Consider the following 26,153-nt stretch of genomic DNA (forward strand, 5'->3'; position numbering starts at 1 on the left):
TACCGACCTGCTTGACAGCGAACTTTTAAAATTTAAGTTAAAGGTAGAGCGCTGGTCACGCGCTACCTTTAGCAATCCAATATCATCAAATTATGCTACACAATCGCTTATTGTGGGTCTGCCATGGTCGTTTTTAGTAGCGAAGTAATGTTCGCGGCTTTTGGTTTGACCAAATAGAACTTACGAACATAATGCTCAAAGTCGTCAAGGATGGTTTGACCCCATTGGCTACCTGTTTTTGCCACGTGAGTTTTGATAATCGACATCAAGTTGATACGGTGATTTTCTGTTTGCTCACTTGAAATACGATGCATATCGATAAGCTCATGGTTACAACGGTCAAAGAAATCGCCATCTAAATCAAGTACGTAAGCAAAACCGCCTGTCATACCAGCACCGAAGTTTAGCCCTGTTTTACCCAACACCGTCACCACACCGCCCGTCATGTATTCACAGCAGTGGTCACCGGTACCTTCAACCACCGCAAAACAACCTGAATTACGCACCGCAAAACGTTCACCTGCAGTACCTGCTGCATATAGATGACCACTTGTGGCACCATACAAACAGGTGTTACCGATGATAGCGGTTTGCTGGCTAGCAAACGTCGAGCCTTTTGGTGGGTAAATCACGATTTCACCCCCTGCCATGCCTTTACCGACGTAGTCGTTGGCATCCCCCTCAAGCTTAATGTTTAAACCGCCTGCATTCCACACACCTAAACTTTGACCCGCGGTGCCGGTTAAGTGCAAGTTGATTGGCGCGCTTGCCATACCATTGTTGCCATGCAGCGCAGCAATCTCCCCTGAGATACGCGCACCGATAGAACGGTCACAGTTGCCGATACGATAGCTAAAGTCACCGCCTTTGGCTGATTTGATGGTATCCATCATATCCATAACCATTTGTTCAGCGAGCAAGCCTTTGTCAAATGGCTCATTGCGCTCAACTTGGCAGGTTTGTGGTTTGCCATCGCCTTTGCTATGGGTAAATAATAGCGGCGCTAGGTTTAGGTGTTGTTGCTTGTTGGTAGTGCCTGACATGACTGATAGCAAGTCGGTGCGACCCACAAGCTCTTCCATTGAGCGTGCGCCCAATGCCGCCAACCACTCGCGGGTTTCTTGTGCCACAAATCTAAAGAAATTAATCAGCATGTCGGCTTCACCGATGAAATGCTCATCGCGCAGTTCTGATTTTTGCGTTGCCACACCCGTTGGACAGTTGTTTAAGTGACAGATACGCAAGTATTTACAGCCCACGGCAATCATTGGCGTGGTACCAAAACCGAAGCTTTCCGCCCCCAGTATTGCTGCTTTTACTACGTCTAAACCCGTTTTTAAACCACCATCTGTCTGCACGCGCACTTTATGACGTAACCCATTAACACGAAGCGATTGATGCGCTTCAGATAAACCTAGTTCCCAAGGCGAGCCTGCATAGTGAATTGATGATAAAGGAGACGCTGCGGTACCACCATCATACCCTGAAATGGTAATCAAATCGGCATACGCTTTTGCCACACCCGTTGCAATAGTGCCTACACCTGGGCGCGACACCAGTTTGACTGACACAAGCGCGTTTGGATTGACTTGTTTTAAGTCAAAAATTAGCTGCGCCAAGTCTTCAATCGAATAAATATCATGATGCGGTGGCGGTGAAATTAAGGTCACACCTGGCACTGAGTAACGCAAACGCGCAATTAAGCTATTTACTTTACCACCGGGTAACTGACCGCCTTCACCGGGTTTTGCGCCCTGCGCGATTTTAATCTGCATCACTTCTGCCGAACGCAAGTAAGCCGGCGTAACCCCGAAACGACCTGAGGCAACTTGTTTGATTTTTGAGTTACGAATCGTGCCATAACGCGTGGGATCTTCACCGCCCTCACCCGAGTTTGAACGTCCGCCAATCGTGTTCATCGCGGTTGCAATCGCCTCGTGTGCCTCTGGTGACAAGGCGCCTAATGACATACCTGCTGAGTCAAAGCGTTTTAGGATTTGTTCAATAGGCTCAACGTCATCAACACTGATGGATTTACTGGTATCTAACTGCAACAAATCACGTAACGTCGCTACGGGTCGGCTGTTGACAATCGACGCATATTCTTTGTAGTTTTCGTAGTCGCCCGTGCGTACCGCTTTATGTAGCGCTTGAATTACATCTGGGTTAAAGGCGTGGTATTCTTTGTTAAAGACGAATTTTAACAAGCCGCCTTGGTCAAGCGGTACACGTTTGGTAAAGGCGTTTTTTGCCAAGATTTGTTGGTCAATCGCCAAATCGTCAAACGTGGCACCTGAGATACGGCTTTCAACCCCAGTAAAACAAAGCTCAACCACTTCTTCTGATAAACCCACCGCTTCAAACAATTGCGCGCCGCGGTAAGAAGAGACGGTCGAAATACCCATTTTTGATAGGATTTTTAACAAGCCTTTATCCAAGCTTTTGCGGAAATTATTTTTGGCGTACAACGGGTCACCGAGCAAGTCGCCTTTATCGACCAAGTCTGCAATCACATTGTAAGCCAAGTAGGGATAAACCGCGGTAGCCCCAAACCCTAACAAGACCGCTAATTGGTGCGAATCACGTACCAAACCTGTTTCGATGATTAAGTTGGCATCGGCGCGTAAACCCACATTAATCAAGTGATGATGCACTGCACCTGTCACCATAATGGCATTGGCAGGTACTTTACCTTTTTCGATATTGCGGTCAGATAATACAATCAATACTTTACCTGCACGTACCGCTTGTGCAGCTTGCTCACAGATGTGTTTGATGGCATCGTCTAAGGCCATTGATTCATCATAATTTAAATCAATGGTTTCAATTTCAAAACCTGGTTTTGTGACGCTGCGTAGTTGCATCATTTTGCTCGATGACAACACAGGCGATGACAACACGATACGGTTAGCGTGGTCTGGGGTGGGTTCAAAAATATTTTTTTCGCTACCCAAACAAGTTTCCAGTGACATGACAATCGCTTCGCGCAGAGGATCGATTGGTGGGTTGGTAACCTGAGCAAATTGTTGACGGAAGAAATCAGCCACGTGACGAACTTGTTTTGACAGTACCGCCATCGGGGTATCATCCCCCATTGAACCAACGGCTTCTTGACCGTTTTCGGCTGAAGGACGGATGATTTCTGTGCGTTCTTCATTGGTGATATGAAACATTTTTTGCAGCGCTAACAGGTTCTCGCCTGTTTCACGTTGCTCATAAGCTTTTTCTTCTAGCTGTTCATCATCCCGTAGACGTACCGCATTTTCCCGTAACCATAGGCGATATGGGTGGGCTTTTTTCAGCTGACGACCCACTGCTTTGGTGTCCATGATGTTACCAGTTTCAGTGTCAATCACTAGCATTTGACCGGGTCCGACGCGACCTTTGGCAATCACGTCTTCGGGCTGATAATCCCAAGTACCGATTTCTGAAGCGACGGTGATATAGCCATTTTTGGTAGTCACCCACCGTGAGGGACGTAAACCATTGCGGTCAAGCATACAAACCGCATAGCGACCATCTTGGATAACTAAACCGGCTGGACCATCCCACGCTTCCATATGCTGTGAGTAAAACTCATAAAACGCGCGTAAATCCATGTCCATGGTGTCAACATTTTGCCATGCTGGCGGCACGAGGATAGACAGCGCACGGAATAAATCCATGCCCCCTGACACCAGTACCTCAAGCATATTGTCTAAGCTTGATGAGTCAGAGCCCACACGGTTGACTAGTGGTTGTAATTCTTGCAGCTCTGGAATCAAATCAGTGACAAATTTTGGTGTACGCGCGACTGCCCAGTCACGGTTACCATCAATCGTGTTTAATTCACCATTGTGGGCAAGATAGCGAAAAGGCTGTGCGAGTGGCCATCTTGGCAGGGTATTGGTTGAGAAACGTTGGTGGAATACCACAATGTGTGACGCCAAACGTTCGTCTTGCAAATCCAAGAAGAATGCGGGCAAATCGGCAGGCATGACTAAGCCTTTATAGATAACCACTTGTGAGGTCAATGACGTCACATAAAATAACGGGTCATCTTTCAGTGCGATTTCTGCTTTGCGGCGTGCAACGAATAATTTACGGTTAAAGGTCGCCTCGTCCATATTGATTGGGCAATTAACTAAAATTTGTTTAAAACCTGGGAGTGATTCACGGGCAATGTCACCGACGATACTTAAATCAACCGGCACATCACGCCAGCCAGCGACTAGCAAACCTTGTGCTTCAATCGCTTGGCTTAGGGTATCTTGGCTATGCTGTGCTAATGCTTTATCAAGGTTAACAAATACCGTGCCGACGGCAAAAATTTCGTTTAGGGTAAAGCCATTGTCTGAAGCAATTTTTTTAAAAAACACTTTGGGCGTCGCAATCAATAGACCACAGCCATCGCCTGTCTTACCATCGGCTGCTACGCCACCGCGGTGGGTCATACAGCTTAAACTATGAATCGCTGTTTGCACTAAGTCATGACTAGCTTCACCATGGGTATGCGCAATCAAACCAAACCCACAGTTGTCTTTGAACACATCGGGTTGGTAAAGATTATGCTGATCTGAATACTGATTTAAAGACATAAGCGTGTTCCCTTAACAAGCTGGTAGCAAAGAAATGGGCATACTATAAATATGTGCAATGTTTGCTATTGAATCATAAAAGATTGGAATAGATAACCGCCATGTTTGTTATCTATATATACCATAAGAAATAAAAATGATACCCTTCGTTATATTAACGAAAAAGGGTGGAAAAATCCACTGTTATTTGAATCCCAAAACTCACCAACTCATCTAAAGTCACTAGTTGTCTTGGGACTTCTGCTTGATTAACTCGCCCATACTATCCTTTGAGGCTTCTTTGGCTTTTGGCTTGTCTTCAGCCGGCTTGCTATGGGTTTGTTTGGGTTTGACATCAGCATTATCATTCTTGCTATTGATAACTTTTGGTTCTGAGCGGGTGACATTTGAGTCGTTACTGTTGCTTTCAGCAATCACTTTACCTTCTTGGATAGAAAGGGTCTCTTGCGGATTGGCTGACTTTTCAATGCTAGTTTTTGGTGCTACGCGTTTTGGTTCTGCTGCTGTGGAAGTCGCAGCTTGTGGTTGCCGTTCAACTTTGGCTTTTGGCGCAGGCAATAATTTTGGTGTGGAGGTTAGTTTGACTTCTCGCGCGGCTGTCTTACCGACATCACGAAGGGGCGGCGCGACTTCATACTCATCCATTTGTGGGGCATACATTTTAAATTCTTCAGGAAATGCTTTGACCCCTTTTGGTAAATTAAAATTCACTACTTTAGCCGCGCCAACCGCTTCTTGTACTGAGCCAAATACGCCATAGGTGACAACAAAGCGTTTTTGGTTATGGGCATCGACGATACGAAAATAATTAAATTTATCACGATCGTCACGGCTATTTAGGTAATCGGTGACCACTTCGTGCTCCACCACGTTCATGACTTGAACTGTCCATTTACCGTTATTGGCCTTGATAAAGCGACTGTCCTTAAATTCTTTGGGATAGTTACGCATATCACGAATCACCGCATCAAATTTGATGGGTCTAACTTCAGTATTAAGCTCTTCAGGTGTTTTGGCCAATAGTAGCGCGGTGGGATCTTGATTTTGATTGGCATTACTCGCCGCTTTCACCGCACTTTTGGCAGGCTTTACCGCAGAGGCAATCCACACCACGACCGTCAAGCCCCCTGCAATCGCCGCTAAAATCAGCCAAGTGGTCACTTTAAATGCCCATGAACGATACAGCGTAGATAAAGAATGCACCATAAAACAACCTTCTGTCTGAAGTAAGGTTAACGCCCGATAGGACGCTTTAACCCATCTATAAAATTTATATCAATTAGGTTTGTCACTCAAAGCCAGCACGTCTGTTAGTAACGCTGGATCATACGCTGACGTTAATACCGCTTGTCCCAATTTTTCTAGTAATACTAGACGAATTTTGCCGGATTTGACTTTTTTATCATGACCCATCAAATCCAGTGCCGTATTCACCTCGATGGCTGGCGGATGGGTGGGTAAATCAGCACGGGCTATTAAAGAACTGGCTCTGTCAACATCATCCGCGCTAAGCCACCCTTGTTTTTGTGACAACTGCATCGCTTGAATCATGCCTACCGCGACTGCTTCACCGTGCAGCCAATTGCCATAACCTTCATGCGTTTCAATCACATGACCAAAGGTATGACCAAAATTAAGCAGCGCACGCGTATTAGCTTCAAACTCATCTTGCGCCACAATATCCGCTTTATGCTGGCAAGAAATCAGTACAGCTTGGGCTAACAAATTCAAATCGAGCGTGCGTAAGGACGTCATATGGGTTTCAAGCCAAGCCAAAAACGCCACATCGCCGATTAACGCGTATTTAATGACTTCTGCTAACCCTGCTGATAATTCACGCGGTGGCAAGGTTTTTAAGGTGGTCATATCTGCCAAAACAAGACGTGGCTGCCAAAACGCGCCAATCATATTCTTGCCCAAGCGATGATTGATGCCTGTTTTGCCGCCGACACTAGAATCCACTTGCGATAACAACGTTGTGGGAATTTGGATAAAATCGACACCGCGCATAAAACTTGCTGCCGCAAAACCCACCATATCACCAATGACGCCACCACCAAGGGCAATCAGCGTACAGTCACGGTTAAAGTGATTTTCCATCAACTGATCATAAATACGGTCAATGCTTTGCTGGTTTTTATACTGCTCACCATCAGGTAAAATACAAGTTTTAATGAGTTTATCGGCAGGCAGACGTGCGACGAGTTTATCAAGATATAAGGGTGCAACTGTCTCATTGGTGACCACCAATACTTGTTTGCCACCAATATAGTCAGCAAACTCAAAGGTTTCGATGAGATTTTCCCCAATAAAAATGGGATAGTCGTGTGAACGTGTATGGACAATTAACTCACGGCGCATGGCGATACTCATATCAATGTTATCTTTTTGTCATCTAGCAGGTTGTCATCAATTAGCTTGTCATATCGAGAGTGCTACATTTAGACGGTTATATTGGCGTCTTGCAATTGCAGCAAAATGTCATGCACCATTTTTTTTGGGGAACTGTGACCCGTAACAATGGTGATGTCGGCAAGCTGCTGATAAATTGGGTCACGTTTACAAAACAGTTCGGTTAACTTTTGCTTAGGATTGTCTATTTGTAATAACGGACGGTTGCGGTCACGACAAGTGCGTTCATACTGAATATCAACTTCTGCGCGCAAATAGATGATAATCCCACGTTTTAAAAAATGGTGATTTTCAGCGATCGTTACTGCCCCACCGCCTGTGGCTAGTACGACATGATCCAGCTGGGTTAGTTTATCAAGTACACGTGTTTCGCGTTGACGAAATCCTACTTCACCCTCTTTTTCAAAAATCCAGCTAATACTCGCGCCCGAGACGCGTTCTATTTCCTGATCACTGTCATAAAACGTAAATCCAAGTTGCTGCGCCAACAGTTTACCAATTGTGGTCTTACCCGCACCCATCGGACCAATCAAAATAATTAACGGCTTAGGTTGATTACACTCCATAAAAAAACCACAAATCACTCTATAATATATTGAAAACATTATACTGTGATTTGTGGCAATGTGCTATAAGACTATTTTGTTATACAACAGCTCTATTAGGGAGTAAATTAATTAACACGGCCCGTGTCATTCACCAATTTTGGGGTCACAAAAATCAATAATTCTTGCTTGTTGTTGGTTTTTGAGGTGCGTTTAAAGAAGCGATCAACATAAGGTAAATCGCCTAAGAAAGGGATTTTAGTCACATCGTTACCTAAGGTATTTTTAAACACGCCACCGAGCACAACCGTTTGACCATCATCGACGACCACGTTGGTTTTAATCGAATCTTTAGAAACCGCTGTCGCACCATTGACGATAGTTGGTGAACCATTTTCAATACTCAAATCCATGCCAATACGACCTTCAGGGGTGATATTAGGGGTTACTTCAAGACTCAATGCCGCTTCGACAAAGCTCGTTGAGGTCGCCCCACTGGCAGAGGCTTCTTGATAAGGGATTTGCGTGCCTGACATGATTCTGGCGGTTTGTTTGTCGGCGGTTAGCACTTTTGGACTGGAGATGACTTCACCTTTGTTATCCGCTTGCATGGCTGACAACTCTAAATCTAATAGTAAATCTGAAATGCTCAACAAGCCAAAAGCAATCGAGCCTGCAGGGTTAGCTGCACCTAGATTGACACTGAGGTTATTAGCGGCAGTGAGACCGCTATAGACTGGATAGGTAGTACCATCGGCATTTGTAGCCGTGGTATAAGTCTTAAGGCTATCAATGGTACTTAAATTACCGCCCACCAGCAGGTTACGATTACTTGCCGCGCCTTGTGATAAAATGCCCCATTTTACCCCAAGTTCTTTACTAAAGGTGTCTGTCGCACTCACAATACGGGCTTCAATCATCACTTGTTTGACAGCGATATCGATTTTACTAATCAAATCACGGATGTTGCTGATGGTTTCAGCGGTATCTTTAACAATCAAGGTATTGGTTCTGGCATCGATTGTAACTGTACCTCTGTCTGTTAACAGTGAGGTATTGCTGCTCGAACGATCGGATGTTGCTCTGCCTGCTTCAATCAATGTTCGTACATTTTCTGCTTTCGCGTAGTTAAGTCGGATATATTCGGTACGCAGTGGGTCTAATACTTTTTTCTCTTGTTGCGCTTTTAACTCATCGGCTTCTTGTTTGGCAAGTTCTGCCGCGGGTGCCACCCAAATTACATTACCATTAACCCGTTTATCCAAATTTTTACTTTTTAGGATAATATCTAGGGCTTGATCCCAAGGCACGTTAATCAGACGCAAGGTAATATTACCACTGACGCTGTCACTGGCAACAATATTGGTATTGGTATGTTGTGCCAACACTTCTAAAATCGTACGCACGCTGACATCTTGAAACTCTAGTGATAAAGGCGCCCCGCTATAGGTACGCTCCTCAAGGGTCGGCTCGCGCAGACGTTTGGGGGGATCGATATTGATATTTAGCTGATTACCTGTTTGAAAGGCTCTATAGTCATAATCGCCTGTCATGGTAATACGAATCACGCCATTGCGTCCTTGGTTGGTTGCGATAACATCACGCACCAAGCCGTTACCTACGGTCATTTGTTTTTGCAGGCGACTGGGAATGGTAGCGCCTGTCAGACGAATGACTAACTCATCACCCATGCGCTGTACATCCACAGGGATGCTGTCATTCACCAAATTAATGCTAACATTACCGCCGCCGTTCGAGGTGCCATTAAAATTAATCGCCGCTAGGCCATCATAGTTGTATTGTTGAACAACGGCGGCAGCAGGATTTAATAAAGGATTGACTTTGACTACCATCGTATTGGCGGGTGGGGCGACTTTTGGTGTTTGGGTCACGACGGCAACAGGTGGCGGCGTTTGCACGACCACAGGTGGCGGTGTAGCAATCACAGGCGCAGCTTCAGTCACTACGGCAGCAGGCGTTACCACCGCGGGCTGACTCACAACGGCCGCTGTAGTCACCACAGGTTTAACGATAGCTGGATTGGTAGCTGCTGTGGTTTTCGGCTGCATTGATACTACCAGGCGATTATTAATCACACGTGTACTAAAGGTCGCTTGATTTGACAACTCAATAATCATACGTGTCATACTGTCATTGGTCAGCGTGGTGATATTTTTGACATAGCCTTGGTTATAAGTTTGCATCCGTGATGCAATTTGATTATTCACATTGGGGAAATCCAACACCAATCGTGTGGGTGAGGCAAGTTCATAAGCCGTCGGCGTCACAGCACTGTTAGCGAAGTCGATATTGAGTTCTGTTAGCACAGCGCTCGGCGTGGTAACCGAGATATTTCTAATGGTATCAGCTGCAAACACACTGCTAGATACTAACATCGCACTCATCGCTACCGCAAGCTTAGACGTTGAAGTTCGAAATGGATAGGCATTAAAATTCATTGAATTATCCCTTTGTTTTATTGACTAACTGCGGCAACAATTGAGTTTGCTTTTTCGACATAGCCGACACGACTGTCTGGTATGATTTCAATTAAGTTAATTTGGGTTGGGGTAATCTCTGCAATACGCCCCTCATTTTTACCCATATAATTACCCACTTTGACACTGGCAATCCCCCCATCTGGGCGTTGCACAAGACCATACACCTCGCCAGATGATGACACCATCGTACCTTTATAGGTAAGCTCATTCAACTCAAATTGTTCAAGTGGCTCTTTGAGTCGGGACACATCCGGTCTCACCCCTTTCATTTGCTGTACTTGATTGGCTTGCAGCATTAAACTGGGCGGCATAAATGGACTACGCAGCGGTGAAGCGCTATAATTAAACTCCTGTACCACTTCGGGTGTCGGTGGTGGCTTTACCGGTTGCGCAGGCTGGTTACGGATGTCCTGCATTTTTTGCTCTGCCAAACCGACACGGTCGGTACAGCCAGATAACAGGGCTAATAGGGCTAAGCAAATAGTGAGCGGTTTTTTATTAATTGCCATTATTCGCTTCCTTATTGTCAGACCCAGCTGGATTTTTTTGATTATCTTTTTGTGCCTTCTTTAATTCTTCTTCAGTTAACTCTTTTGAACGATAAGTTTTAACGTTCAAAACAAGATTGGTTTCTGGTAGCTTGTCTAGGCTAGGACTAGGGTTGGTGACCTCAAAGTCATGCAGGGTAATAATCCGAGGTAGTTTAGCAAGCCCACTAATGAATGAGCCAAATTGGTGATAATCTCCTAACGCGGCAATACGAATTGGCTGCTCAATAAAGAATTCTTGGGAGACTTCGGGTTCAACTTTAATATCCTGAAATTTAATGTTACTGCCCACACCAACCATATTAATGCCATCCACCAAGTCAGAAATACGGGTGTCTTTGGGTAATTGATTGAGCAGTTCTTTAAAATCAGACTGCATTTTTGATACTTGCGCCTGATATTCTTTTAGATGACGTGCTTTGGATTCTTTTTGGCGATATTCATCTAACAAGGTTTGCTGCTCGGCTTCGGCAGCGGCAATCTCATCACGTTTGGTACTAATCGGCAAAAACCAAGTTAAAAAGGCGATAACAGCGACCATAAATAGCAAGACGGTAACCTTAACAGGCACAGGCCAGCTACCATAATTATTTTGGTCTAGTGATTTAAAGCTTTCGGTAAAGGCTTTAACATCAAACGATTTTTTTGCGGTAATGTGAACGGGTTTTTTGACGAGTTTCGGTCTTTTTAGCGGATTGGTTAATTTCACCGTTATTTCTCCTTACTCGCACTTGCTGCAACGCCACTTGCAGCGGTGGCACTGGCGATGTCGGTTTGCTTAACCATGGTTGTTACCACAAAAGTCACGTAATTGGCTTCTGGTAATGTTGCGCTGGTACTGCTAGCACTGATGTTACCAGCAGCAGGTGCGGGTGTGGGTGCTTGATAAGCCACCGCATTGGGCCGCTGTATACTGACCACAGCCGATTTTTCTAACCACTGCGTCCCATCAAGACTGCGCATAAATGTTGAAATCACATTCGGGTTGTCGGCTTGACCGGTAAAGGTGATGGTATCAGCTTCACGCTTCATACTGGTTAAATACATTTGTGCGGGGATAATTCTGGCAATATCTTCCCAAATACGGACAGGGACAGGGCGACGGCCTTGCAAGTCTTGAATCACTTTCATACGCGCGATGATATCATCACGCTGCTGCTCAAGGGTTTGGATTTCTTTTAACGCCTTATCTAAATTAGCGTTTTCTTGTTTGATGCGCTCATTAGCAAGCTGCTGGTTTTCTAGGGTATTTTTATAGTAACTCCATGCCGCAAAGGCACCGAGTAGTGATAATAATAATACCGCAACCACTAAAGTCATAAACTCACGGTTTCTTTGTTCACGAAGTTCTTGACGCCAAGGAAGTAAATTAATCTTTGCCATTAATCAAAACTCCGTAACGCCAAGCCACAAGCCGCCATCAGGCTTGGCGCGTCCATAATCAGTAATTCAGTGTTGATATGGTTATTAATCGTCATATTTGAAAATGCATTGGCGATACCTGTGCGGGTACCAAGTTTTTGTTCAACCATGCTCGCTAGACCCGCAATGCTGGCACTACCACCGCCCAACAAAATATAGTCTACTTGGCTATTTTGGCTGGATGAAAAATAAAACTGCAGCGAACGGGTGATTTGCTGCACAATAGCATCTAAAAATGGCAGTAACACATCCGTATAGTAATCATCCGGCAATGACAGGGTGCGCTTATTAATCATCGCCTCCTCGAACGTCAAACCATAACGATTTTGAATACTTTCAGTTAACTGGGCGCCGCCAAAAAGCTGTTCACGGCTGTACACAAACTCCCCGTCCTTTGCAATATAAAGCGTGGTTTGGCTGTGCCCGATATCAATAAGGGCTATATGCTGAGGTTGACCTGGCAAGCTATCGACCATCAATTGAAAGGCGCGTTCAACTGCGTAAGACTCCACATCCACAATTTTAGTATCCAGCCCCGCCAAAGCACCCGCGTCGACACGTTGGTCAACGTTTTCAGTGCGAGAGGCAACTAACAATACCTTACACATATCAGGCGTAGCTGAAGGGCCAATCACTTCAAAATCTAAATTAACTTCTGATAAAGGATAGGGAATATATTGGTCAGCATCTAGACGTATAAGGGATTCTCGTTCAAGCTCTGTGAGATCCGCTTCCATCTCAATGATTTTGCTAATAACCGAAGAGCCTGCTACGGCTGTCGCAATATTTTTGCTGGAAAAACCTCTGCTACGAGATAATCTTGCGAGGGCGTCACTGACCGCTTCAATATCTACAATATTTTTATCAACAACAGCACCGCGGGGTAACGGTTCAATGCCGTAATTTCTTAAATGAAATAGACCTTGCTGCCGTGTTATTTCAACCATTTTGATCGCAGTGGTGGTGATATCTACCCCAACGACTAGCTTGTTGTTTTTTGTAAATAACCTCACAAGTATGTTCCTTGTATACTAAGTTCAGTAACGTGATTTTTACTACGCTACAATACTTTAGAAATTTATTTGATTCAACCATTAGTTGTCACTAATTTATTGGGTGGTTTAAAAACAAGCGAAAAGCAAAATAGATTTTTCACAGAACTCAAATTTTTTTAGGTATAATAAAGCTTTATTTTGCTTTGAGCTAATGACTTTATGACCCAGTCGACTGCTGCTACCTTTACTTGGATGAAATTTTTACTCAATCTCTTGGTTGCAATTTTAGCGTTTCTTTTTATTTTGGTATTAGCTTTCCCCATCGGTTTTTATGGTATGGCGATGTATATATCACCTAGCCTACCAAGCTTAGATGATCTTAAAAAAGCCAAGCTGTCAATGCCACTACAAATCTATACCGAGGACAACCAATTAATTGGTCAATACGGTAATGATATGTCTTTGCCAGTGAGTTATGAGCAAATTCCCAAAAATATGGTGAATGCTTTTTTAGCAGCCGAAGATTCGTCATTTTTTCAGCACAGTGGTATCAGTATTAAGGGCATTGGGCGCGCACTGACCGAAGCGGTTAGCGACGACGATAGCCAAACAGGTGGGTCGACGATTACCCAACAGGTTGCCAAAAATTATTTTTTATCCTCCGAACGTACCCTTAATCGTAAATTAACGGAGTTATTTTTAGCCCGCAAAATTGAAGAAAAGCTGTCTAAACAAGACATCATGACCTTATATGTTAATAAAATTTATTTGGGTCAAGGTGCCTATGGGATTAAAGCTGCCGCTAAGCAATACTATAGTAAATCATTAAATAACCTAACCATTGCAGAAATGGCAATGATTGCCGGTCTGCCAAAAGCGCCCTCAAAATACAATCCTGTTGCCAACCCTGAGCGCGCGTTAGAGCGGCGCAACTGGATTTTGGGTCAGATGCTTAAAAATGGCGCAATTAGCCAAGCGCAACACGACGAAGCGGTTGCCGCACCCATTGGACTGCGCCTATACCAAGCAAAGCTTGATAAAAACTTACCGTATTTGGCGGAAATGACCCGTGCCTCATTGGTGGAACAATATGGCGAAGCTGTCATCAATTCGGGCTGGCGCGTGAAGCTTACCATTAATAGTGAAGCACAAGAAATTGCAGAAAACGCCATTAAACGCGGTTTATTTGCGTATGATCGCCGCCACGGTTGGCGTGGCGCCCCTGCTAATACAAAAGATAAAGAAAAACTTGGTAAGCTTGCCAATTTCCCGGTTATCCATTCTTTTTATCCGGTTGAAGTCACCAAAGTTTATCCTGGCAATGGCTTTGATGCGGTCATGAAAGACGGCACTCAGATTAAAGTGCCTTGGTCAAACATGCGCTGGGCGACGCTGCACTACCGTAATCCAAACTCAGCATTTATCTCCAACAACATCGTCAATCTGCATGATATTGTGTATGTCACATCAAATGCTGACAACAGCAGTTGGAGTTTGGTGCAAATTCCAGCCGTTGAAGGCAGCCTGGTATCTGTCAATCCAGAAACTGGCGCGTTACTTGCTGTCGTTGGTGGATTTGATTTTAATAAAAGTAAATTTAACCGTGCCATTCAAGGCTATCGTCAGCCTGGCTCAACCATCAAACCATTAGTTTACGCCACCGCCTTAGAAAAAGGCTTTAGCCCAGATACCATGATATCTGATGATCCATTAACCGTCGGTTCTTGGAAACCCAAGAACTCAGATGGGCGCAATTTGGGGATGATTCCACTGCGTAAAGGTTTATACCTATCACGTAACCTAGTATCAATTCGGGTACTACGTTCAGCGGGTATCTCTGATACGCGTGAGCTACTCAATGAATTTGGGTTGGAAAAAGAACGCATGCCAAACACGTTGTCATTGGCACTCGGTTCTGGTGAAGCGACCCCATTACAGATGGCTACGGGCTATGCGACCTTTGCCAACGGCGGTCACCGTATTCAACCTTATTTTATTCAGCAAATTTTTGACTACAACGGTAAGCTGCAATACCAAGCCAATCCAAAACAAGCCTGTGCAGTATGTTTTAACAATGATTTACAGCAAACCAATGAAGATAACTTAACCGCCTTCCAAGAACAACAAACTGCTTTGTTAAGTGGCCAAAGTAAAGACACGCAAGCAGGCGATAAAGCGACTGAAAAATCTGATTTATTCAACGCAAACCCACTGGCTAAAACCAACGAAAAAGACAGTTTAAACAAACAAGATAAGAAAAAACTTAGCAAAGAAGAAGCGGCATTAGAAGCCAGCACTCAGCAAATGCTAGCACGCCAAGCGTCGCTTGAAGCGCAATTATATGATGCAGGTCCCGACACTGATAAGCTAAAACCCATGCCTATCCAGTATATTCCAGCACAGCAAGCGCCGCGTATTATTTCTTCTAACGTGGCATTCCAAATGGCCAATATCTTACGTGATGTCATCCAGCGCGGTACCGCGGTTAAGGCGCGGGCGTTAGGTCGCTCAGATTTGGGTGGCAAGACAGGTACTACCAATGATGCCAAAGATGCGTGGTTTGCCGGTATCAACCCCAGAATGGTGACGACAGTTTGGGTCGGTTTTGACCAACCTATCGGTATGGGTAAAAAAGAATTTGGTGGCGTGGCGGCGCTACCCATTTGGATGGATTTCACCTCTAAAATGCTCAAAGGTCAACCTGTGGAATGGGTGTCAGTCAATAATCGCGCAAAATCCAAAAAACAAGAGCAGGAAACCATTGAGCTGACTGACAATGGTACTAGGCGTGTCGATAGCAAGGGCAATGAAATCACCAGTGACGACAGTAAACCCCCGCAAGCGGTCACCCAAAAACGCCCTGAGGAACAAGCATCCGTGCCGATGCCAACAACGGGTAACAATATTAACTACGCTCAGTTAAATAACAATAAACCACTGAACCAATGAGTCGTTAATAAACCTTAGTTTATAAACCTTAATAGAAAAGCTCGATTAATTATCGAGCTTTTTTATGATCTTTGATAAGTATTAAAGTCGTAAGCACCAAGTTAATAAATACCAAAATTGATTAAACGATTAAAACTCAACCATCCCTTCTCGCAAACTATCAATGGTATCAACCAAATCACCACGCCACTGACGAATCATATCGACTGAAATATGGGTACTTGAGGGACTTGCCATAACATCAATCACTGGCAGTTTGGCATTTTTATTGCTTTCATCACTCTCATTGCCGAGGTTTTGGGGCACAGGTTTATAGATGATTTGCTGCCAGGCTTTTTCGATATCGCCCAAATAATCATTAGCTAATAGTTGCTTTAACCGCATGACTTCAGGTGACACTTGGGTTTTGGTTTCCAAGGCATCACTAATTGATTGCAGACTCGGGTTTGGCATAGTTAAATTATAATAGCGCGCCACTTCTTGTAAAAATGCCAAATACCCGCCGTACAAATGCATGAGCGCGCTTTCAATATGCGCCTCTTGTAACTGACCCTTCTGAGTCTGCTCAGCTTGCTGACAATAAATTCGGCAAAAATACATTTTTTGATTGGTTCTATCTGCTTGATAACGTGCAACACGACCTGCCATAGTTTTTCCTTAGACATTTGATACGGATATTTTGATGAAAAAAAAGGCCAGTTGCAAGCACCGACCTTTTTATGACTAATTAATAATTATTTTGCATCTTGGCTATTAAACTCTTCGGCAAATTGGTCTTCAAATGACATTGACGCAGGTTCCATGGTTTCGGCAAACAAGGTGTCTAATGCTTCTAACTGGTTTTCACCAGCCTCTGCCGCGGTTGTTTTACCACCCTCTAGACGCTGTGCATGGTAAGCTAAACCAGTACCTGCTGGTACCAAACGACCGACTACCACGTTTTCTTTTAGACCACGTAAGTCATCAATCTTGCCAGTAACCGCTGCCGCCGTCAATACACGGGTTGTCTCTTGGAATGACGCCGCGGAAATAAAGCTTTCAGTTGCCAATGACGCTTTGGTGATACCGAGCAATAAACGTTCAAACTTGACTGGGAATTTGTTTTCTTCTTCGAGTTTTTTGTTCGTGGCTACGATATCAGCGTATTCAGCTTGGTCACCTTTAAAGTAACTTGAGTCGCCGCCATCGGTAATTTCAACTTTACGCAGCATCTGACGAATAATCACTTCAATATGCTTGTCGTTGATTTTTACCCCTTGTAAGCGGTAAACGTCTTGTACTTCATTGACGATGTAGTTGGCAAGCTCAGTTTCACCTTTTAAGCGTAAAATATCGTGTGGGTTTTGTGGACCATCGGCAATTACCTCACCACGCTCAACACGTTCACCCTCAAACACGTTGATTTGACGCCATTTTGGAATCAACTCTTCATGCACTTCGCCGTCATCATTGGTAATGATAAAGCGGTTTTTACCTTTGGTGTCTTTACCAAAGCTTACTGTACCACTCATTTCCGCCATAATCGCATGATCTTTTGGACGACGCGCTTCAAATAAGTCAGCAACACGTGGTAGACCACCGGTAATATCTTTGGTACCTGATGATTCTTGTGGTACACGACCTAAAATAGAACCTGTTGTTACTTCATCGCCTTCACGCACACGAATGATGGTTTGCTGTGGTAAGAAATACACCACTTCTTTACCCTCTTTGGTATCAAGGATAATCGCAGGACGTAAATCTTTACCCGAGCTTGGGCGGTCTTTGGTTGCCAAGATTTCGTATGAGCTCATACCTGTTGCTTCATCGATTTTCATGGTAGCGGTTAAGCCATCGGTGATTTCGCTAAAGCGTGCGGTACCTGATACCTCGGTAATGATTGGATGGGTATGCGGATCCCATTTACCAATAGTTTGACCTGGGGTAACCTCAGTGCCATCAGCCACTAGAATTGACGAACCATACGGTGCTTTATAGCGCTCACGCTCACGGCCCAATTCATCGGTAATACTAATTTCTGCAGAGCGAGAGACCACTACCAAATGACCATCGGCATGGCTTACAGATTTCAAGTTTTGGAAGCGAACAGTACCGCCTTTATTAACCTGAATACTGTTTTCCACGGCTGCGGCGCTCGCGGCACCCCCCACGTGGAAGGTACGCATGGTTAGCTGGGTACCCGGCTCACCGATTGATTGCGCCGCCATAACACCCACAGACTCACCAATATTGACGCGGTGACCACGTGCTAAGTCACGACCATAACATTGTGAACAGACACCATGTGGCACTTCACAAGTAATCACAGAACGTACCCAAACTTCGTCAATACCATGTTCATCAAGTACTTTTACCCAATGCTCATCCAGCAAGGTACCTGATGGGATGGCTAGTTCGCCTGTTTTATTTGACATCACATCTTTGGCGGTGACCCGGCCCAGCACGCGGTCAGCCAATTGTTCAATGATTTCACCACCCTCAATGTGTGGCTTCATCAAGATACCTTTATCGGTACCACAATCAGGCTGGGTGATAACCAAATCTTGCGCAACGTCAACCAAGCGACGGGTTAAGTAACCTGAGTTTGCTGTTTTGAGTGCCGTATCCGCTAGACCTTTACGGGCACCGTGCGTCGAGATAAAGTACTGTAAAACGCTTAAGCCTTCACGGAAGTTAGCTTTAATTGGGGTTTCAATAATCGAGCCGTCTGGTTTTGCCATCAGACCACGCATACCTGCCAACTGACGAATCTGCGCCGCACTACCACGCGCACCTGAATCCGACATGATATAAATCGAGTTAAACGATTTTTCTTTTTCCGCTTCACCTTGGCTATTGATAACGGTATCTTGTGATAGGTTATCCATCATCGCTTTGGCGATTTGGTCATTGGTACGTGACCAAATATCAATGACTTTGTTATAACGTTCACCCGCGGTCACGAAACCTTGTTCAAACTGGCTTTCAATCTCACGAACTTCCGCATCCGCCGCTTCGATGATTTTGTTTTTGGTAGGTGGAATGAGCATATCTTCCATACCAATGGATACGCCTGACAACGTTGCTTGGGCAAAACCCAAATACATCAATTGGTCAGCAAACATGACGCTGTCTTTCACGCCCATTTTGCGGTAGCAAGAATTGATAAGGCGAGCGATGTTTTTCTTGGTCATCTCTTTGTTGACTTCGTCAAAGCTCATACCTTTTGGGGTGATATTCCAAATCAAACAGCGGCCGGCAACGGTGTCAACCATTTTAGTAACGCTATTGGCATTACCTTCATCGTCATACGTGATTTCTTCAATGCGTACTTTAATTTTGGCATTGACGCTTAAATCACCAGTACCTAGCGCACGATACACTTCTTTCACGTTGGAGAAAGTCATGTTTTCGCCTTTGGCATTGATATGCGAACGGCTGATGTAATATAACCCCAATACAACGTCTTGTGATGGTGTGATGATTGGCTCACCATTGGCAGGTGACAAGATGTTGTTGGTTGACATCATCAAGGCACGGGCTTCAAGTTGGGCCTCCAAAGTTAACGGTACGTGTACCGCCATTTGGTCACCATCAAAGTCGGCGTTGAACGCGCTACAAACTAGCGGATGTAGCTGAATCGCTTTACCTTCAATCAGTACAGGCTCAAATGCTTGTAAACCCAAACGATGGAGGGTCGGTGCACGGTTTAGTAGCACTGGGTGTTCACGAATCACGCTGGCAAGCATATCCCACACGGCCGGTTCTTCACGCTCAACCATTTTCTTAGCAGCTTTGATAGTGGTCGCAATGCCATTTTGTAAAAGTTTGGCATAAGTAAAGGGCTTGAACAGTTCAAGTGCCATTTTTTTAGGCAAGCCACATTGGTGTAGACGCAGGTATGGACCCACGGTAATGACCGAACGACCTGAATAGTCAACACGTTTACCAAGAAGGTTTTGACGGAAACGACCTTGTTTACCTTTAATCATGTCAGCTAAAGATTTTAATGGACGTTTGTTGCTACCTGTAATCGCACGACCGCGGCGACCGTTGTCAAGCAGCGCATCCACTGACTCTTGTAACATACGTTTTTCATTACGCACGATGATGTCAGGCGCATTGAGCTCTAACAAGCGTTTTAAACGGTTGTTACGGTTAATGACGCGGCGGTATAAGTCATTTAGGTCTGAAGTGGCAAAACGACCCCCTTCAAGCGGTACCAATGGACGCAAATCAGGTGGCAATACAGGCAATACGGTCATTACCATCCACTCAGGCTTGTTGTTTGAATCACGGAATGACTCAAGCAATTTTAGGCGTTTTGACATTTTTTTAAGTTTGGTTTCTGAACCTGTGTTAGGAATTTCTTCACGTAACTGGTCGATTTCCAAATCCACATCAATATCGCGCAGCAAGTCTTGAACGGCTTCAGCACCCATTTTTGCAGTGAATTCATCACCAAACTCTTCAAGTGCTTTGAAGTAATCTTCATCATCGAGCAACTGATATTTTTCAAGGGTAGTTAAACCTGCGTCAGTGACGACATAGCTTTCAAAATACAATACGCGCTCGATATCACGCAAAGTCATATCAAGTAATAGACCAATACGGCTTGGTAATGATTTTAAGAACCAAATATGGGCAACTGGGCTTGCCAGCTCAATGTGACCCATACGCTCGCGGCGTACTTTAGCGGCGGTCACTTCAACACCACATTTTTCACAGATCACGCCTTGGAATTTACGGCGTTTGTATTTACCACACAAGCATTCGTAGTCTTTAACAGGTCCAAAAATTTTGGCACAAAAAAGACCATCACGTTCTGGTTTGAAAGTACGATAGTTGATGGTTTCAGGCTTTTTAACTTCCCCATGCGACCAAGATTTGATGGTGTCAGGTGAGGCAAGAGAAATTTGAATGCTGTCGAACTCTTGGTTACCAGAGTCGGCAGGGCTTTTCATGATGTCTAATAAGTCTTTCAAACTGCTTCTCCATCGATTAAATTGAAGGTCGCTACAGATTGACTTTCAATTTAAGGTTAATTTTTATTCGTTTGTCATTAAAAAGGTAAACTATTGAGTTTGAGTATGACGACGTTATTAAAGCCGCCATACTCACAATCATGACTTAGTTTTTACTTTTGCTATGATCTTTTAACTCAATATTGATACCCAATGACTTAATCTCTTTGGTCAATACGTTGAACGATTCTGGCATACCGGCTGACATGTTCTGTTCACCATCAACGATGTTTTTATACATACGGGTACGACCTTCGACGTCATCGGATTTCACCGTCAACATCTCTTGCAATGTATAAGCAGCACCGTAAGCTTCAAGTGCCCAAACTTCCATCTCACCGAAGCGCTGACCACCAAACTGGGCTTTACCACCCAATGGCTGCTGGGTAACCAGTGAGTAAGAACCCGTTGAACGTGCGTGCATTTTGTCATCAACCAAGTGGTTGAGTTTGAGCATGTACATATAACCCACGGTCACAGGACGATCAAACTGTTGACCGGTACGACCATCAAACAATACTTGCTGACCTGAGGTTGGCATACCCGCTAATTCTAGCAAGCCTTTGATTTGCTGTTCTTTAGCGCCATCAAATACTGCGGTACCCATTGGTACGCCTGCACGTAGATTTTTTGACATGGCAATGATTTCTTCATCACTGATGCTGCCTAAATCCACTTGCTCGCCGCCAATTTGGTTATAAATTTTGTCTAAGAAATCACGTAACTCAGCAACTGCCGCTTGTTGTTTGATCATCTCATCAATCTTGATGCCCAAACCACGTGCTGCACCGCCTAAGTGAGTTTCTAGAATCTGACCGACGTTCATCCGCGATGGTACACCGAGTGGGTTTAGTACCACATCCACTGGGTTGCCGTTTTCATCATATGGCATGTCTTCAATCGGCATGATACGTGATACCACCCCTTTGTTACCATGACGACCCGCCATTTTGTCACCTGGCTGAATACGACGTTTTACTGCCAAATACACTTTGACGATTTTTTGCACACCATGCGTTAAGTCATCACCTGCCGTTAATTTGCGTTTTTTCTCAGTGAATTTTTCATCGATTTCTTTTTGTTTATCGGTTAAAAAGTCACCAATTTGTGATAAACGCTCTGCGGTATCTTCTTGGGTTGGCTGAATATCCAGCAATGTTTCAAGTGACATGTCTTGCATTGAGTCTTCACTCAATACCGTACCTGATTTTAAGCCCGCGCCACCACTGACAGTCTGACCGTCAAGCAATGAAATAATGCGACCGCGTGCGGCGTTTTCAAAGATACGCAATTCTTCTTTTAAGTCTTTACGATAGCTATCAAGCTGGGCTTTTTCGATAGCTTGCGCACGGCTGTCTTTTTCTACACCATCACGGGTAAAGACTTGGACGTCAATCACCGTACCTTTGGTAGAAGAAGGCACTCGCAACGACGTATCTTTAACGTCCGCGGCTTTTTCACCAAAAATTGCACGAAGTAGTTTTTCTTCAGGGGTGAGCTGCGTTTCACCTTTTGGTGTCACTTTACCTACTAAGATATCGCCACCTTGTACTTCTGCACCAATATAGACGATACCTGCTTCATCCAAATTAGCTAGGGCTGCCTCGCCCACGTTTGGAATATCGCCAGTGATTTCTTCCGTACCCAATTTGGTATCACGCGCCACACAGGTCAATTCTTGGATGTGGATGGTGGTAAAACGATCTTCTTTAACCACACGCTCAGATAACAAAATCGAGTCTTCGAAGTTGTAACCGTTCCAAGGCATGAACGCCACACGCATGTTTTGACCCAATGCCAACTCACCCAAATCGGTTGATGGACCATCTGCCAAGATATCCCCACGCGCAATGACATCACCTTGGTTGACGATAATGCGTTGGTTAATACAGGTATTTTGGTTTGAACGGGTGTATTTGATTAAGTTGTAGATATCAATACCTGCTTCGCCCGCTTGCATTTCATCTTCATTCACTTTTACAACGACACGGCTCGCATCCACGTCCATAATGACGCCGCCACGTTTGGCAGTCACACACACACCTGAATCACGGGCAACGTGACGCTCCATACCAGTACCAACCAGTGGTTTGTCAGAACGTAAAGTGGGTACCGCTTGGCGCTGCATGTTTGAACCCATCAAGGCACGGTTGGCATCGTCATGTTCCAAGAATGGAATCAAACTGGCTGCCACAGACACAACCTGACGTGGTGATACGTCCATATGGGTCACTTTCTCTGGTGCCATCCGTACAAATTCGCCATAGTTACGCACAGAGACATAATCCTCTGTCAACTGACCGCTTTGGTCAATCGGCGAATCCGCTTGTGCAATCACAGTGCCTACTTCTTCAATCGCTGATAGATATTCGATTTCATCCGTCACTTTACCGTCAACTACTTTACGATACGGAGTCTCTAAAAAACCAAATTCATTGGTTTTAGCGTAGACGGCTAGAGAATTAATCAGACCGATGTTTGGACCCTCAGGGGTTTCAATCGGACACACACGACCGTAATGGGTTTGGTGTACGTCACGGACTTCAAAGCCTGCACGTTCACGTGTTAAACCACCTGGACCTAAGGCAGAAACACGACGCTTATGGGTGATCTCTGACAATGGGTTGTTTTGGTCCATGAACTGTGACAATTGTGATGAACCAAAGAACTCTTTAATGGCGGCTGCCACAGGTTTTGAGTTGATTAAATCTTGTGGCGATAAGTTATCTGTTTCAGCTGAGCTTAGACGCTCTTTGACAGCACGCTCAACACGGACTAAACCCACGCGAAATTGATTTTCTGTCATCTCACCGACTGAACGGACACGGCGGTTACCTAAATGGTCAATATCGTCCACTACCCCACGACCATCACGAATTTCAATCAACATTTTTAATACGTCGATAATGTCTTCGTTGGTCAATACACTGCGTTCACGCTGCACATCAGGGTCATTGGTTGGCTCATAGACCCGGCCCAAACGACGGTTGAACTTCATGCGACCGACATTTGATAAATCATAGCGATCCGCGTTAAAAAACATCGATTCAAACAGTTTTTCAGCTGTATCAAGTGTTGGTGGCTCACCTGGACGCATCACTTTGTAGATTTCAATCAACGCTTCTTCACGGCTCATCGCCGTATCCGCGCGCAGTGTATCGGCGATATATGAACCATGATCGATATCGTTAGTGAATAAAATATCAAATTCTTTAATACCGTTATTGCTGATTTTGACCAAAGTCTCGTGATCGAGCAATTGGTTAGCGCGTGCAATAACTTCATCATCCACCACGATATCGTGCGCCAAAATACGCTCATACAAGTATTCATCAGGCACAGGTAATTTAGTCATACCGGCTTGTTCGATTTTACGAATCGCGCGCGCGTTGATACGTTTGCCCTGTTCGACAATCACTTCGCCATCCGGTGAAACGATTTCAAACTGCGCCATTTCACCGCGTAAACGGTCAGTGACAAGATCGATTTCAAATTGCTCATCACCCTTATACACGTGGGTTTTTTCATAAAACGCATCTAAAATTTGCTGTGTATTCATTCCAATGGCATGCAAAATCACCGTTGCCAATAATTTACGGCGGCGGTCAATACGAGCAAATACCAAGTCTTTGGCATCAAATTCAAAGTCTAACCATGAACCACGGTAAGGAATAATACGGGCGTTATACAGCACTTTACCACTTGAATGTGATTTGCCTTTGTCATGGTCAAAGAATACGCCTGGTGAACGGTGTAATTGCGATACGATGACGCGCTCAGTACCATTAATCACAAAGGTACCGTTTTCCGTCATCAATGGGATTTCGCCCATATAGACGCTTTGTTCACGGATATCTTTAATTGCCGCTTTAGCATCTTTGTCTTTAACATCTTTGTCTTTGATGACCAAACGGATTTTGACACGTAATGGCGCTGCATAGGTTGAACCACGTAAAATACATTCGCGCACATCAAACTCTGGTGTACCTAGATAGTATTCAACAAATTGTAGCTCGGCATTGCCAGTATGGCTTTCAATAGGGAAAATAGAATTAAAAGCGGCTTGTAAACCAATGTTTTCCCGACCTTTTGGCTTTTTATTTTCTTGCAAAAATTGCTCATACGAGTCAACTTGGATGGCCAATAAGTATGGCACATCCATGACGGTGGGCAACTTTGCAAAACTTTTACGAATGCGTTTTTTTTCAGTATACGAGTATGCCATTAAAAGTCCTTAAACATTCAAAGCGTTAATGCCTACCCATCTATCAATACTTCAGTGCACTGATACCGCTATGCACTGATAAAGCCGCAAATCACCACATTTCCTGTTGGGAAATTAAGTTTTTTGCGCATTTATTAACGATGGAATCTATTTTTAAAAGATTTGATGACCCAATCCCTACAGTCTTAAGTCACCAACTTAAATCCAATTTCCTAACGGAAATCTTAAAACATTGCTCAATCAGCGGATAAGTTAATCATCACACGATGTATTACCCAATCAGCGCTATAATATAAAATCGATACAAACAAAAACTGTAGAGACGACAAAAAGCCAAACACCTTTGGGGTATTTAGCTAAAGTTTTTTACGCATTACCAGACTTTCTAACTTGCATGGAACAATTCTGTCCTTGGTGCGTGTGCCATCTTATATTCAATCAGACACGAAAGGTCAAGAGAATGATTATAATAAAAAAAAGCTATTATTGCAAGTGCAATAATAGCTTTTTGAAGGTTAGAAAACTTAAGTGCGAGAATTATTTCAATTCTACTGATGCGCCTGCTTCTTCTAATTTTTTCTTCAATTCTTCAGCTTCAGCTTTCGCTACGCCTTCTTTAACAGTTTGTGGTGCGCCTTCAACTAGGTCTTTAGCTTCTTTTAAGCCCAAGCCAGTGATTTCGCGAACTGCTTTAATAACAGCTACTTTCTTGTCGCCAGCGCCAGTTAATACAACGGTGAAGTCGTCTTTTTCTTCTGCTGCAGGTGCATCACCGGCTGCTGCAGGTGCTGCTGCTAGTGCAGCGGCTGATACGCCAAATTTTTCTTCCATTGCAGAGATAAGATCTACAATTTCCATTACTGATTTTTCAGCGATTGCATCAAGAATTTCTTGGTTAGTTAATGCCATGATGTGTATTCCTAAATAAGTGAATTTGGTTTAAAAAATCCTAAGCGTAGCTAAGTTTGCTTAAATA

General features: G+C 44.3%; 14 protein-coding genes. 1 reads left to right on the forward strand and 13 read right to left on the reverse strand.

The window, feature by feature from the left end; translation table 11 throughout:
* Nucleotides 1–107: 107 nt before the first annotated feature.
* The 9 genes from gltB to RNZ41_RS08080 all read right to left on the reverse strand — a co-directional run bounded on the left by gltB (nucleotide 108) and on the right by RNZ41_RS08080 (nucleotide 13,018).
* Nucleotides 108–4,577 carry a glutamate synthase large subunit gene (gene gltB, locus RNZ41_RS08040; protein WP_314027036.1) on the reverse strand — a complete coding sequence of 1,490 codons (4,470 nt, stop codon included), beginning with the start codon at nucleotides 4,575–4,577 and terminating at the stop codon, nucleotides 108–110.
* A 222-nt stretch (nucleotides 4,578–4,799) separates the two neighbouring features.
* The gene (locus tag RNZ41_RS08045) at nucleotides 4,800–5,783 is read right to left on the reverse strand and encodes a hypothetical protein (protein ID WP_314027037.1); all 984 of its coding nucleotides are present in this window, start codon (nucleotides 5,781–5,783) and stop codon (nucleotides 4,800–4,802) included.
* 69 nt (nucleotides 5,784–5,852) lie between these two features.
* Nucleotides 5,853–6,950: a 3-dehydroquinate synthase gene (aroB, locus tag RNZ41_RS08050; RefSeq protein WP_314027038.1), complete on the reverse strand. Its 1,098-nt coding sequence runs from the start codon at nucleotides 6,948–6,950 to the stop codon at nucleotides 5,853–5,855.
* Between the two features lie 68 nt (nucleotides 6,951–7,018).
* Nucleotides 7,019–7,555: a shikimate kinase gene (locus RNZ41_RS08055; protein ID WP_062334134.1), complete on the reverse strand. Its 537-nt coding sequence runs from the start codon at nucleotides 7,553–7,555 to the stop codon at nucleotides 7,019–7,021.
* 107 nt (nucleotides 7,556–7,662) lie between these two features.
* Nucleotides 7,663–9,993 carry a type IV pilus secretin PilQ gene (gene pilQ / locus RNZ41_RS08060; RefSeq protein ID WP_314027039.1) on the reverse strand — a complete coding sequence of 777 codons (2,331 nt, stop codon included), beginning with the start codon at nucleotides 9,991–9,993 and terminating at the stop codon, nucleotides 7,663–7,665.
* A 17-nt stretch (nucleotides 9,994–10,010) separates the two neighbouring features.
* Nucleotides 10,011–10,544 (reverse strand): pilus assembly protein PilP, encoded by a 534-nt coding sequence (locus RNZ41_RS08065; RefSeq protein ID WP_314027040.1) that lies wholly within the window; start codon nucleotides 10,542–10,544, stop codon nucleotides 10,011–10,013.
* On the reverse strand, nucleotides 10,534–11,292 hold the full coding sequence (locus tag RNZ41_RS08070) for a type IV pilus inner membrane component PilO (protein WP_409950575.1): 759 nt from the start codon (nucleotides 11,290–11,292) through the stop codon (nucleotides 10,534–10,536). Before RNZ41_RS08070 ends, RNZ41_RS08065 begins: the two co-directional genes overlap by 11 nt.
* A 2-nt stretch (nucleotides 11,293–11,294) precedes the next feature.
* A complete protein-coding gene (locus RNZ41_RS08075) occupies nucleotides 11,295–11,966 on the reverse strand; it encodes a PilN domain-containing protein (RefSeq protein ID WP_314027041.1) in 672 nt (223 codons plus the stop codon).
* A complete protein-coding gene (locus RNZ41_RS08080) occupies nucleotides 11,966–13,018 on the reverse strand; it encodes a pilus assembly protein PilM (RefSeq protein ID WP_314027042.1) in 1,053 nt (350 codons plus the stop codon). Before RNZ41_RS08080 ends, RNZ41_RS08075 begins: the two co-directional genes overlap by 1 nt.
* A 201-nt stretch (nucleotides 13,019–13,219) precedes the next feature.
* Between RNZ41_RS08080 and RNZ41_RS08085 the strand changes: the two genes are divergently transcribed.
* A complete protein-coding gene (locus RNZ41_RS08085; RefSeq protein ID WP_314027043.1) occupies nucleotides 13,220–15,949 on the forward strand; it encodes a penicillin-binding protein 1A in 2,730 nt (909 codons plus the stop codon).
* A 129-nt stretch (nucleotides 15,950–16,078) separates the two neighbouring features.
* On the opposite strand, the gene RNZ41_RS08090 is transcribed toward RNZ41_RS08085, so the two are convergent.
* The 4 genes from RNZ41_RS08090 to rplL form a co-directional block, all read right to left on the reverse strand.
* Nucleotides 16,079–16,597, reverse strand: a complete 519-nt coding sequence (locus RNZ41_RS08090) for a DUF6586 family protein (RefSeq protein WP_060996320.1) — start codon at nucleotides 16,595–16,597, stop codon at nucleotides 16,079–16,081.
* Nucleotides 16,598–16,683: 86 nt separating this feature from the next.
* The gene (gene rpoC, locus RNZ41_RS08095) at nucleotides 16,684–20,913 is read right to left on the reverse strand and encodes a DNA-directed RNA polymerase subunit beta' (RefSeq protein ID WP_314027044.1); all 4,230 of its coding nucleotides are present in this window, start codon (nucleotides 20,911–20,913) and stop codon (nucleotides 16,684–16,686) included.
* 145 nt (nucleotides 20,914–21,058) lie between these two features.
* Complete coding sequence (gene rpoB / locus RNZ41_RS08100; RefSeq protein ID WP_314027045.1) at nucleotides 21,059–25,177, reverse strand: DNA-directed RNA polymerase subunit beta; 4,119 nt, start codon at nucleotides 25,175–25,177, stop codon at nucleotides 21,059–21,061.
* 537 nt (nucleotides 25,178–25,714) lie between these two features.
* Complete coding sequence (gene rplL / locus RNZ41_RS08105) at nucleotides 25,715–26,086, reverse strand: 50S ribosomal protein L7/L12 (RefSeq protein ID WP_007116395.1); 372 nt, start codon at nucleotides 26,084–26,086, stop codon at nucleotides 25,715–25,717.
* Nucleotides 26,087–26,153 lie beyond the last annotated feature (67 nt).

This window comes from Moraxella sp. DOX410, from assembly GCF_032248735.1.
Taxonomy (GTDB): domain Bacteria; phylum Pseudomonadota; class Gammaproteobacteria; order Pseudomonadales; family Moraxellaceae; genus Faucicola; species Faucicola tetraodonis.